This is a genomic window from Streptomyces sp. NPDC005574, from assembly GCF_040605435.1.
Lineage (GTDB): Bacteria > Actinomycetota > Actinomycetes > Streptomycetales > Streptomycetaceae > Streptomyces.
In genome coordinates this window covers 1-12723 of record NZ_JBEXCW010000042.1, presented here as the reverse complement: position 1 = coordinate 12723, position 12723 = coordinate 1, and the positions used below count along the sequence as shown (strand labels likewise).

Genomic DNA, 12723 nt, shown 5'->3' with positions numbered 1-12723 from the left:
ACCACCGAACCGGGGCCCGTACCTCGATGTCCGTGCACAGCCACACGGCAGCCCGTAACGACAGCGCTGCCGCACCCGAGTTCCCGCGTCACGTGGTGACAGCGGTCCTCGTCGCCCACGACGGCGCCCGCTGGCTGCCCGACGCGCTCGCCGGGCTGCTCGGCCAGGAACGCCCCGCGCAGTGCGCGGTGGCGGCCGACACCGGCAGCGCCGACGCCTCCGCCCAGCTGCTCACCGACGCCCTCGGCGCCGACCGGGTGCTGCACCTCGCCCGGCGTACGGGCTTCGGCCAGGCCGTGGAGGAGGTCGGCCGCACCGCGCCCGTCCTCACCCCGGAGGAGCTGCCGTACCTGAAGCGGCCCAGCGGCTGGGACCCGGTCACCCGCACCTGGCGCGACGACGCCTACGACCTCCCGGAGCTCCCCCACGGAGAACCGGTCCAGTGGCTGTGGCTGCTGCACGACGACTGCGCCCCCGAGTCCGACGCCCTGGCCCAGCTGCTGCGGGTCGTGGAGAACGAGCACGACCTCGGCCGGGACGACGTGGCCGTCGTCGGCCCCAAGCTCCGCGGCTGGTACGACAAGCGGCAGCTGCTGGAGGTCGGCGTCTCCATCGCCCACTCCGGCCGCCGCTGGACCGGCCTCGACCGCCGCGAACAGGACCAGGGCCAGCACGACCACGTCCGGCCCGTGCTGTCGGTGTCCACCGCCGGCATGCTGATCCGCCGTGACGTCTTCGAGGAGCTCGGCGGCTTCGACCGGCGCCTGCCCCTCATGCGTGACGACGTCGACCTGTGCTGGCGCGCCCAGTCCGCCGGCCACCGCGTCCTCATCGCCCCCGAGGCCGTCGTACGCCATGCCGAGGCGTCCTCCCGGGAGCGCCGCACCGTCGACTGCGTGGGCCGCACCGCCGCCTCCCCGCACAAGGTCGACAAGGCCGGCGCCGTCTACACCCTGCTCGTCAACTCGCGCACCGCCCTACTGCCCTGGGTGCTGCTGAGGCTCGTCCTCGGCACCCTGGTCAGGACCGTCGCCTACCTCGTGGGCAAGGTCCCCGGCCAGGCCGTAGACGAGATCCGCGGCCTGGTGGGCACCCTGCTGCGGCCCGAGCGGATCATCGCCGGTCGCCGCCGCCGCGGCAGCCCCGCCGTCGACAAGGACGAACTGCGCCCGCTGTTCCCGCCGCCCGGCGCCACCGTCCGGGCCACCGTCGAACAGATCGCCGGCGACCTCTTCGGCAGCGCCGACGCCGAGGCGTCCGCGGCCGGACGGCACGGCGGCGGCATCGAGTCCGGACCCGGCGGTGACGACGCGGACTTCCTGGAGATCGAGCAGTTCGCCCGGCTCAAGCGCATCGCCCGCAAGCCGGGACCGGTGCTCTTCCTGATCCTGCTGCTGGTGTCGCTGGTCGCCTGCCGCGCCCTGCTCGGCGGCGGCGCGCTCGCCGGCGGCGCCCTGCTGCCCGCCCCCGCCGACTCCTCCGAACTGTGGTCGCGCTACCTGGACGCCTGGCACTCCGTCGGCGCCGGCGGCACCCCGGCCGCGCCCCCCTACCTCGCGCTTGTGGCGATGCTCGCCTCCGCGCTGTTCGGCTCCACCGGGCTCGCCGTCACCGTCCTGCTGGTCGGCTCCGTGCCGCTGGCCGGCGTCAGCGCCTACTTCGCCTCCCGCCCGCTCGTCGAGTCGCGGCTCCTGCGCGCGTGGGCCGCCGTCGTCTACGCCTTCCTGCCCGCCGCCACCGGCGCCCTCGCCGGCGGCCGGATCGGCACCGCCGTACTCGCCGTCCTGCTGCCGCTTCTCGCGCGCGCGGGCATCGCGGCCAGCGGCCTGGCGCACACCTCGGGCGCGCGCGGCAGCTGGCGCGCCACCTGGGCGTCCGCGCTGCTGCTGACGGTGATCACCGCGTTCACCCCGATCATCTGGCCGATCGCCCTGATCCTCGGCGTCGTCGTGCTGGCCGTGCGCCGCGGCGAGATCACCGCCTACGGCCTGCGCTTCCTGGCCCAGTTCGGCACCCCGCTGCTGATCCTGGCGCCCTGGTCGCTGTCGCTGCTGCCGTTCGGCTTCTTCCGGGAGGCCGGCCTGGAGTACGGCTCCTCGACCGCCTCCGCCCTCGACCTGCTCGGTGCCAGCCCCGGCGGCCCCGGCACGGTCGACGGGCTGATGCTCATCGGCGTCGTCCTGGCCGCGCTGGCCGCCCTGCTGCGCGGCGAGCGCCAGTCCGGCATCGTCGGCGCCTGGGCCGTCGCGCTCGTCGGCCTCGTCTTCGCGGTGCTGTCCAACGACTCCACCTGGGCCGGCCCCGCGACGCTGGTCTACGGCCTCGCCCTGCTGGCCGCCGCCGCACTGGGCGCCGACGGCGCCCGCGCGCGGGTGGCCGAGCAGAGCTTCGGCTGGCGCCAGCCGGTGGCCGCGCTGATCGCGTTCGCCGCGGCGGCCGGCCCGCTGCTGGTCGCCGCCGGCTGGATGATCGGCGGCGCCGACGGACCCCTGGAGCGGCGCGACCCCGTGCAGGTGCCCGCGTTCGTGGCCGAGGAGAGCGGCACCCGCGACCAGGCCCGCACCCTCGTCCTGGACAGCGACTCCCCGGCCCATGTCGGCTACATGCTGGTGCGCGGCTCCGGCGCCCGCCTCGGCGACGCCGAACTCGCCGCCGCCGACGGCGAGAACGAGCGGCTGGACAAGGTCGTCGCCAACCTCGTCGCCGGTTCCGGTGCCGACCAGGCCGACCAGCTCGGCGGCTTCGCCGTGCGCTACGTCCTCGTCCACAAGGGCGCGCCCCGCGAGATCACCCGCGTCCTGGACGCCACCCCCGGCCTGAGCCGGCTCAGCCAGCAGGACGGCAGCGGGCTGTGGCGGGTCGACCAGGAGGTCTCCCGCGCGGCCGTCGTCGCCGCGTCCGGCTCGGCCGCGCCGCAGCCCGTCGCCGCCGGTCCCGTCGACGTGCACGCCACCATCCCGTCCGGCGCCGCGGGCCGCGTCCTGCGTCTCGCCGACACCGCCGACCCCGGCTGGACCGCCACCCTCGACGGCAGGCCGCTCACCCGCACCACGGTCGACGGCTGGGCCCAGGGTTTCCAGCTCCCCACCTCCGGCGGGCGACTGGACATCACCTACGACGACCCGGTCGGCCACACCGCCTGGCTGTGGGCGCAGGGCGCCCTCGCGGTCGTTCTCGTCGTGCTCGCCCTGCCCGGCAGGCGCCGGGACGTCGACGACGACCTCCCCGAGGAGCCGGCCGTGACCGCCGAGCCCGTGGCCGGCGAGGGCCGCCGGGCCCGCCGCCTGCGCGCCCAGTCGGAGGCCGAGGAAGCCCTCCAGGAGGAGGAGTTCCCCGCCCCCGAGCCGGACCAGCCCGCGGTGACCGTCCCGCAGCAGCAGTCCTACGGCGAGTGGGACGCCCCGAGCTACGCCGGCACCGACTACGACGCCTACGACGCCGGCCAGTACCAGGACGGCAGGCAGTACCCGGCCGGCGGCTACGACCAGCAGCAGCCCTACCAGGCGGACCCGTACCAGGGCGGCCAGGGCGGCCAGTACGACCCGTACGCGTACGGCGGCCCCGCGCAGCCGGCCTACGACCAGCAGCCGTACCAGCAGGGCTACGAAGGCCACCAGGGACACCAGGGACACGAGGGTTACGAAGGACAGGAAGGCTACGAGGGCTACCAAGGACAGGAGGGCTACGAGGGCTACGACCCGGCCTACGACCAGCAGCAGCCGCCGCAGCAGCACCCCCACGGCCCCGGCAGCGAGCGCCCCGACGGGAGTCAGCAGTGAACCGCACCACCCTGTCCCTGATCGCCGGAACCACCGCCCTCGCCGCCGTCACCGGCTTCGCCGCGATGAGCGCCCCGGACGCCGAGGGCAAGGACACCGCCAGGACGGCCGCCGAACTGCCCGTGGAGCGCACCGGCCTGCTCTGCCCGGCTCCCAGCACGTCCGACCTCGCCGAGACCGCGTACACGTCGTTCACGCCGGTCACGAAGGGCACGGGGAGCAGCGGCACAGCCCAACTCCTGCCCGCCGCGGCCCAGTCGGCCGACGGCACGAACGCCAAGAAGCCCTCGAAGAAGACCGCGAAGCCCGTGCTGCGACCCAAGGAGCCCGGCAAGCCGGTCACCGGGGACGTCTCCGGTGGGGACGCGCCCGCGCTCGTCGGCACCGCCGAGGGGAAGCTGGCGCCCGGCTGGACCGTCCAGCAGACCACCGAGGTCGCCGCGGGCGCCGGCCGCGGACTGCAGGGCGTCAACTGCACCGCCCCCGACACCGACTTCTGGTTCCCGGGCGTCAGCACGGAGGCGGGTCGCACCGACTACGTGTACCTGACCAACCCCGACGACTCCGCGGCCGTCGTCGACCTCAAGCTCTACGGCAAGGACGGCGCCCTCGACTCCACGGTGGGCGAGGGCATCACGGTCCGGCCGCACTCGGGCGAGCCGATCCTGCTGTCCACGCTCACCGGCGAGAAGCAGGCCGACCTCACCATGCACGTGAACGTCCGCAGCGGACGCCTCGGCGCCGCCGTCCAGGCCCTGGACGACAAGCTCGGCGGCGACTGGCTGGCCGCGGCCGGGGAACCGGCGACCGACCTCGTCATGCCGGGCATCCCGAAGGACGCCACCGCCGTACGCCTGGTCGTCTTCACCCCCGGCGGAGCCGACGCCGACCTGAAGATCCAACTCGCCTCGCCGACCGGCCTGATCACGCCCGCCGGCCACGAGACGGTGCACGTGAAGGCGGGCATGACCTCCGCCGTCGACCTGGGTGACGTCACGCGCGGCGAGGCGGGCTCGCTGGTCCTGACGCCGACGGACCAGCGGGTGCCGGTGGTCGCCGCCCTGCGGATCCTGCGCGGCAAGGGCGCCGCCCAGGAGACGGCGTTCATCCCCGCCACGAACGCGGTCGGCTCGCGCGCGACCTCCGCCGACAACAGCTCCAAGGGCAGCACCCTGTCCCTCACCGCTCCCGGCGGCACGGCCCAGGTCAAGGTCACGGCCTCGGCGGGCAGCGGCGGCGGTACGGCCCTCTCCAAGACGTACACGGTCAAGGCGGGCACCACCCAGGACGTTGAGGCCCCCGTGCCCAGCGGCCTGAAGGGGACGTACGCGCTGACCGTCGAGCCGCTGTCGGGCGGCCCGGTCTACGCGGCCCGGACCCTGGCGGCGACCCGCGAGGGCGTCCCGGCCTTCACCGTCCAGACCCTGACGGACGACCGGGGGACGGTGGCGGTCCCGGACGCCGAGCAGGACCTGTCGGTGCTGCAGAGGTAGCGGCGACGGCGGTAGGACCAGCGGCTGGGGCTAGTGCCGTGACCGGAAGGGTTTGCCGGGAAGCTCGCGGCGTCCGGTGCGGTGCATCGCAAGGCGGAGCATCGCCCGCGTACTGGATGTACTCGGGTGATGCGACAACGCGGCGAGGGGCCGTGCCGGGCGTCGCGAGCCGGTGAACCTTTCCGGTCACGGCACTAGCTAGGGGCCAAGGGCCAGGGGTCAGGCGTCGGCCGTGCCGCGGGGGCGGCGGGGTAGCGGTGGCACCGGGGTGGTGGCACCGCGGCGGCACCGAGGCGGCGGTGCCGTCGAGGCGGCCCGGGTGACTGAGCCCGCCTGCCGCCTGCCGCCTGCCGCCTGCCGCTTGGCGCGCCGTCCACCGCTTGGCGTGCCCCGCCCGCCGCTCGGCCGCCCGCCGCTTGGCGCGCCCCGCCCGCCGCTCGGCCGCCCGCCGTCCCCTCCGCTCAGTCCTCGCCGTAGCGGGGATCCACCGTCTCCGGGGTCAGTCCCAGCAGTTCGGCCACCTGTTCCACGACGACCTCGTGGACCAGAGCCGCCCGCTCGTCCCGCCCCTTCGTGCGGATCTCGACGGGCCGCCGATACACCACCACCCGCGCCGGATGCCCCTCGCGCGCGGACACCGTGCCGCCGAGCGGGACCCCCTCGTCGCTCCAGGTCTGCCCCGGTCCGTCCAGCCGCGGGACCTCCAGGACGAGGAAGTCGATGTCGGCCAGCTGCGGCCACCGCCGCTCCAGACGCTCCACGGAGTCCTGCACCAGATCGGCGAAGCCCTCGGCGCGGCTCGCGGCGAGCGGTACCTGGGGTGGTGCGATCGGGCCGCGCATGCCCCGCCCATGGCGGTCACGACGGCGGGGCCCGTGGCCGGCGGCCCGGGGAGGTACGGGGTTGTCCATCACTGGTGAAGCGTAATCCTCGCCGGAGCCGGGCGCCCGGCCCCCACGCGGCAGCGGGGGCGACCTCCGGCCACCTCGCCCTGCGTGGCGCGAGTTGACCGTTCCGGCCAAGGTTGGGCTCGATTCCGTATCTCCGCGCGATCGTCGATCTCACCGTAATTGACGTGCTTTGTGCGCAGTGATGACCGGGTCCGAATCCGCCGGACCCCTCGGGAAGCGGTGTCCGCGCAGGTCAGCGAGGTGTGCTCGGACAGCTGTGTGGGGTGTTTCACAGCCCGACACGGTGGGGTGACCTGGAGGGGAGTCGTCGCGGCCCGCTCAAGAGTGCGGTACCGTCCAACGTCGTGAGCCCCGTACGTCGCTGTTCGCGCACCGCTTGCGGCCGCCCCGCCGTCGCGACGCTGACGTACGTCTACGCCGACTCGACCGCGGTCCTCGGCCCGCTCGCCACCTACGCCGAACCCCACTGCTACGACCTGTGCGCCGAGCACTCCGAGCGCCTCACCGCCCCGCGCGGCTGGGAGGTCGTCCGGCTGCTCGACAGCTCGGCCCCGGCCCGCCCCAGCGGCGACGACCTGGAGGCGCTGGCCAACGCCGTGCGTGAGGCGGCCCGCCCGCGGCAGCGGACGGCCGAGGCCGGTGGCGCCCGCACGGTGGACCCGATGGAGGTCGCGCGCCGCGGCCACCTGCGGGTGCTGCGCTCCCCGGACAACTGAGCCCGTCCGTACCCCTGTTGCGCTCCCGCGAGCGCAGACCGTCCCGCACCCTCCGCGCCGACGCCCTCCGACCTGAGGTCACGGCTGTGGGTCCACTCGGCACACGCACGACGGACTGCCGGTCGGGACAGGTAGTTTGGGGCGACCGACAGGACTTAGGGAAGGTTGGCCGTGGCTGCTGATCTGTCGCAGATCGTGAAGGCGTACGACGTGCGCGGGGTGGTCCCGGACCACTGGGACGAGTCCCTGGCCGAGCTCTTCGGAGCCGCCTTCGCCCGGGTGACCGGCGCGGACGCGATCGTCACCGGCCACGACATGAGGCCCTCGTCCCCGGGGCTGTCGGGAGCCTTCGCACGCGGGGCGGCGGCCCAGGGCGTCGACGTGACCGAGATCGGCCTCTGCTCCACCGACCAGCTCTACTACGCCTCCGGCGTCCTCGACCTGCCCGGCGCCATGTTCACGGCCTCGCACAACCCCGCCCGCTACAACGGCATCAAGATGTGCCGGGCGGGCGCGGCCCCCGTCGGCCAGGACACCGGCCTCGCGGAGATCCGCCGGCTCGTCGAGTCCTGGGCCGACTCGGGCGCCCCGGCCGCGGCGGAGAGGACGGGCACGACCACGCGGCGCGACACGTTGGAGGAGTACGCGGCCTACCTCCGCTCCCTCGTCGACCTGACCGCGATCCGCCCCCTCAAGGTCGTCGTCGACGCGGGCAACGGCATGGGCGGTCAAACCGTCCCCACCGTCTTCGCCGGCCTGCCGCTGACGCTCGTCCCGATGTACTTCGAACTCGACGGCACCTTCCCGAACCACGAGGCCAACCCCCTCGACCCGGCGAACATCGTGGACCTCCAGCAGCGGGTCCGCGAGGAGGGCGCCGACCTCGGCATCGCCTTCGACGGCGACGCGGACCGCTGCTTCGTGGTCGACGAGCGGGGCGTCCCGGTCTCCCCGTCCGCCGTCACCGCGCTGGTCGCCGCCCGCGAACTCGCCCGGTACGGCGGCAAGGGCACGGTCATCCACAACCTGATCACCTCGTGGTCGGTGCCGGAGGTCGTCCGGGAGAACGGCGGCACCCCCGCCCGGACCCGCGTCGGCCACTCCTTCATCAAGGCCGAGATGGCCCGCACCGGCGCGATCTTCGGCGGTGAGCACTCCGCCCACTACTACTTCAAGGACTTCTGGAACGCGGACACCGGCATGCTGGCCGCCCTGCACGTCCTCGCGGCCCTGGGCGGCCAGGACGGCCCCCTGTCCGGCCTCGTCGCCCAGTACGACCGCTACGCCGGCTCGGGCGAGATCAACTCCACCGTCGACGACCAGGCCGGCCGGCTCGCCGCGGTCAAGGCGGCGTACGAGAGCCGCGAGGGCGTGGAACTGGACGGACTGGACGGGCTGACGGTCGCCGCCGCCGACTGGTGGTTCAACGTCCGCCCCTCCAACACCGAACCCCTCCTCCGCCTCAACGCCGAAGCCCGCGACGAACCGACCATGGCGAAGATCCGGGACGAGGTCCTCGCGATCATCAGGAGCTGAAAGGCGCCCCCGCCGGGTGCCGTGATTCCGCGCCCGGCACCGCCCCGCCCGCCGGCCGTCCCGGTCCGCCCCGATGCCCGCGGCCGGGCGCCCCACGGCGGTACCCTGACCAGGCACATCCACCCACGCACACGCAGACGCACCCGAACCCGCGCGCCCGCCCGAAGGGAAACCCCATGCCGCTCGAAGCCGGCCTCCTGGAGATCCTCGCCTGCCCCGCCTGCCACGCCCCCCTCAAGGAGCAGGACACCGAGCTGATCTGCACCGGTCAGGACTGCGGCCTGGCCTACCCCGTCCGCGACGGCATCCCGGTCCTGCTCGTCGACGAGGCCCGCCGCCCCGCGTGACCCGCCCCCGGCGACCCGCGTAATCGACGACAGGCGATCGGAGACTGCCGCCCATGCTCGACGAATCGCTGCTGGACACCCCCGAGGCGCTCGCGGAGGCCGACCGTCGCGGTCTGCTCCGCGGCGCCGCCGAGGCCGGCGCCCGTGTCCGCACCGCAGCCCGGCACGCGGCCGAGGCCGGCGTCGCCGACCTCAAGCCCGACGGCCGGCCCCGCGCGGTCCTCATCGCCGGCCCCGGCGCTGCCGCCACCCACGCCGCCGACCTGCTCGGCACCCTCGCCGGAGCCGGCAGCCCCGTCATCCGCCTCGCGCCGAGCGGTGTCGCCCCCGCCGCGGGCGCGCTGCGCTGGGAACTGCCCGGCTGGACCGGCTCCGTGGACCTGCTGCTGATCACCACCCCCGACGGCACCGAGCCGGGCCTGTCCCTGCTCGCCGAAGCCGCCTACCGGCGCGGCTGCGCCGTCGCCGCCGTCGCCCCCGTCGGCACCCCGCTGGCCGAGGCGGTGGCCGGCGCCCACGGCATGTTCATCTCCATGGCGACAGCGCCGTACGACCAGGAAGAACCCCTCGCCGCCTCGGCGCCCGGCGTGCTGTGGGCCCTGCTCACCCCGCTGCTCGCCCTCCTCGACCGCACCGGCCTGCTCAGCGCGCCGCCCGAGGCGCTGGAGAAGGTCGCCGACCGCCTCGACCAGGTCGCCGAACGCTGCGGTCCCGCCATCGCGACCTACAGCAACGCCGCGAAGACCCTGGCCTCCGAACTCGCCGACGCGCTGCCGGTGATCTGGACCGAGGGCGTCTCCGCCGGCCCCGCGGGCCGCCGGTTCGCGGCCGGCCTCGCCGAACTCGCGGGCCGCCCCGCCCTCGTCGCCGAACTGCCCGAGGCGCTCGCCGCGCACGGCGCCCTGCTCGCGGGCCCGCTGGCCGCCAGCGCCGACCCGGACGACTTCTTCCGCGACCGCGTCGAGGAACAACCCGCTCTGCACGCGCGCGTGGTGCTGCTCCGCGACAGCCCGATCGGCGGCCTCACCGCCGCTCCGACCGCCCGTGAACTGGCCCTCAGCCACGACACGCCGATCAGCGAGCTGGAGCCGGAGGCCGGCGGCGAACTGGAGAGCCTCGCGGAACTGATCGCCGTCACCGATTTCGCCGCCGTTTACCTGGCGCTCGCCTCAGGCGCCTGATCTGGGCCCACGCCTTCTGACCAGCGCCCGCTGAGCAGCGTACGTACGGAGACAGAGACACAGCATGGACCGCCTCGACAACACCGTCCGCCCCTACGCCTGGGGTTCGACCACCGCGATCCCTAAGCTGCTCGGCATCGAGCCGACCGGCGAACCGCAGGCGGAGATGTGGATGGGAGCGCACCCCGGCGCTCCCTCCCGCACCGGCCGCGGCACGCTCGCCGAGGTGATCGACGCCGACCCCGGCCGGGAACTCGGCCCGGAGTCCGTCGCCAGGTTCGGTCCCCGGCTGCCCTTCCTCCTCAAGATCCTCGCCGCCGGCGCCCCGCTCTCCCTCCAGGTGCACCCCGACCTCGCCCAGGCCAGGGAGGGTTACGCGGACGAGGAACGCCGGGGCATCCCCGTCGACGCCCCGCAGCGCAACTACAAGGACGCCAACCACAAGCCCGAACTCATCTGCGCCCTCACCGAGTTCGACGGACTGTGCGGCTTCCGCGAGCCCGCCCGGACCGCCGACCTGCTGGCCGGCCTCGGCGTCGACTCCCTCAAGCCGTACGTCGACCTCCTGCACGCCCGGCCGGAGGAGGCCGCCCTGCGCGAGGTCCTCACCGCCCTGCTGACCGCCGACCGCGCGGAGACGGCCCACACGGTCACCCAGGCCGCGGCCGCCTGCGACCGCCTGGGCGGCGACTACGCCCCCTACGCCGACATCGCCCACCACTACCCGGGCGACCCGGGTGTCCTCGCCGCGATGCTGCTCAACCACGTCCGGCTCCAGCCCGGCGAGGCCCTGTTCCTCGGCGCCGGCATCCCGCACGCCTACCTCAGCGGCCTCGGCGTCGAGATCATGGCCAACTCCGACAACGTCCTGCGCTGCGGCCTGACCCCCAAGCACGTCGACGTCCCCGAACTCCTGCGCGTCGTCCGCTTCGAGGCGCGCGACCCCGGCGTACTGCGCCCGGAGGCCGCCCCCGACGGCGAAGAGGTGTATGCGACCCCGATCGACGAGTTCCGGCTCTCCCGCCACGTCCTGGCGGAGGGCGCCACCGCACACGACCTGACCCGCGCGACCCCCCAGATCCTGCTCTGCACGGCGGGCTCGGTCCGAGCCGGCGACCACGAACTCACGCCAGGCCACTCGGTGTTCGTCCCCGCGGGGGAGAAGGTTGAGGTGTCCGGCGACGGAACGCTCTTCCGCGCCACGGTGGTCGCGTGACCGACGGGGTAGGCGTGACCTGAGGGACCGTTGCCGGAACGGGCTGCAACAATGGCCCACCGGCAAAGGACAGGCAAAGGTCTGCACGGCGTACGTACGGAAGGGACATCGCGGACACATGAGCGCGTCAGGCGGTACCAGGGCGATCGTGGCGGCACTCGGCGCCAACCTCGCGATCGCTGCATCGAAGTTCGTGGCGTTCGCGTTCAGCGGTTCCTCGTCGATGCTCGCCGAAGGCGTGCACTCGCTCGCCGACTCCGGCAACCAGGCCCTGCTCCTGGTCGGCGGCAAGAAGGCACAGCGCGAGGCAACCCCCCAACACCCCTTCGGCTACGGCCGCGAACGCTACATCTACGCCTTCCTCGTCTCCATCGTCCTGTTCTCGGTCGGCGGCATGTTCGCCGTCTACGAGGGCTACGAGAAGATCCGCCACCCGCACGACATCGAGCACTGGTACTGGCCGGTGGGCGTCCTCCTCTTCGCGATCATCGCCGAGGGCTTCTCCTTCCGCACCGCCATCAAGGAGTCCAACGAACTGCGCGGCTCGCTGTCCTGGGCGCAGTTCATCCGGCGGGCGAAGGCCCCCGAGCTGCCCGTGGTCCTCCTGGAGGACTTCGGTGCCCTGATCGGTCTGGTCCTCGCCCTCGGCGGGGTCGGCCTGGCCCTGCTCACCGGCGACGGCGTCTGGGACGGCATCGGCACGGTCTGCATCGGTGTCCTGCTCATCCTGATCGCCCTCGTGCTGGCCGCCGAGACCAAGTCCCTGCTGCTCGGCGAGGCCGCGGGCGTCGAGGACGTGCAGAAGATCGAGGCGGCCGTCGTCGACGGCCGTACCGTCACCGGCATCATCCACATGCGCACCCTCCACCTCGGCCCCGAGGAACTCCTCGTCGCCGCCAAGATCTCCGTCGAGCACGACGACACCGCGGCCGAGGTCGCCGCCGCCATCAACGCCGCCGAGGCCCGTATCCGCGAGGCCGTCCCGATCGCCCGCGTGATCTACCTCGAACCCGACATCTACAGCGAGGCCGAGGCCGCCAAGGGCCCCGACCGTGAGGCCACCCCCGGCGGCCCGGCCCCGCACCCGGCGGGCCACTGACAACCCTTCGCCACCCTGTCGGCGAACCGCGGCGAACCGCGGCGGACCCGCTCCCCGCACCCCCGGCCGCCCCGGAACGGCGTGAACTGTTCCAAGGCGGACTGGGGGCCATCGCGCCGAGCGGTGTAGCTTGGAACCGAAGCCAGACGTCGCTGCTGATGGCGGTCGGGCGGTCCGCACGCGGATCGGCCGAGGGAGAGAGGGCCTCCGACGGACTGCGCTGCGCGCACGCGGGCATCCCTGTGTCCTCCCGAGGGCACCCCTGTGTCCGCCGCCGCGCAGACCAGCCCTACCCACCTCGCCCCGATCACGAGGAGCAGCCCGTAATGACGACTGTCGACAACCGGCAGGACTTCAAGGTCGCCGATCTCTCCCTGGCCGAGTTCGGCCGTAAGGAGATCACGCTCGCCGAGCACGAGATGCCCGGTCTGATGTCGATCCGCCG

At 74.1% G+C, this 12723-nt stretch carries 10 protein-coding genes; 9 read left to right on the top strand and 1 reads right to left on the bottom strand.

Annotation, left to right across the window (positions count from 1 at the left end; genetic code table 11):
- Positions 1 to 26 precede the first annotated feature (26 nt).
- A complete protein-coding gene (locus ABZT03_RS24890) occupies positions 27 to 3779 on the top strand; it encodes a glycosyltransferase (RefSeq protein ID WP_356042744.1) in 3753 nt (1250 codons plus the stop codon).
- Positions 3776 to 5272, top strand: a complete 1497-nt coding sequence (locus tag ABZT03_RS24885; RefSeq protein ID WP_356042742.1) for a DUF5719 family protein — start codon at positions 3776 to 3778, stop codon at positions 5270 to 5272. The genes ABZT03_RS24890 and ABZT03_RS24885 overlap by 4 nt, the downstream gene beginning before the upstream one ends.
- Positions 5273 to 5733: 461 nt before the next feature.
- Here ABZT03_RS24885 and ABZT03_RS24880 read toward each other — a convergent pair whose 3' ends face one another.
- Positions 5734 to 6183 (bottom strand): metallopeptidase family protein, encoded by a 450-nt coding sequence (locus ABZT03_RS24880; RefSeq protein ID WP_356042833.1) that lies wholly within the window; start codon positions 6181 to 6183, stop codon positions 5734 to 5736.
- Between the two features lie 293 nt (positions 6184 to 6476).
- On the opposite strand from ABZT03_RS24880, the gene ABZT03_RS24875 reads away from it, so the two are divergent.
- The 7 genes from ABZT03_RS24875 to ABZT03_RS24845 form a co-directional block, all read left to right on the top strand.
- Positions 6477 to 6899 carry a DUF3499 domain-containing protein gene (locus tag ABZT03_RS24875; RefSeq protein WP_356042831.1) on the top strand — a complete coding sequence of 141 codons (423 nt, stop codon included), beginning with the start codon at positions 6477 to 6479 and terminating at the stop codon, positions 6897 to 6899.
- A gap of 171 nt (positions 6900 to 7070) precedes the next feature.
- Positions 7071 to 8435, top strand: coding sequence for a phosphomannomutase/phosphoglucomutase (locus ABZT03_RS24870; RefSeq protein ID WP_356042740.1), 1365 nt, complete (start codon positions 7071 to 7073; stop codon positions 8433 to 8435).
- Positions 8436 to 8611: 176 nt separating this feature from the next.
- Complete coding sequence (locus ABZT03_RS24865) at positions 8612 to 8782, top strand: Trm112 family protein (protein WP_007382472.1); 171 nt, start codon at positions 8612 to 8614, stop codon at positions 8780 to 8782.
- 53 nt (positions 8783 to 8835) lie between these two features.
- Complete coding sequence (locus tag ABZT03_RS24860; RefSeq protein WP_356042738.1) at positions 8836 to 9963, top strand: SIS domain-containing protein; 1128 nt, start codon at positions 8836 to 8838, stop codon at positions 9961 to 9963.
- Between the two features lie 64 nt (positions 9964 to 10027).
- Positions 10028 to 11179 (top strand): mannose-6-phosphate isomerase, class I, encoded by a 1152-nt coding sequence (gene manA / locus ABZT03_RS24855; RefSeq protein WP_356042736.1) that lies wholly within the window; start codon positions 10028 to 10030, stop codon positions 11177 to 11179.
- 118 nt (positions 11180 to 11297) lie between these two features.
- Complete coding sequence (locus ABZT03_RS24850) at positions 11298 to 12278, top strand: cation diffusion facilitator family transporter (RefSeq protein WP_356042734.1); 981 nt, start codon at positions 11298 to 11300, stop codon at positions 12276 to 12278.
- A gap of 326 nt (positions 12279 to 12604) precedes the next feature.
- A partial coding sequence (locus tag ABZT03_RS24845) for an adenosylhomocysteinase (RefSeq protein WP_356042829.1) occupies positions 12605 to 12723 on the top strand: 119 nt, incomplete at its 3' end.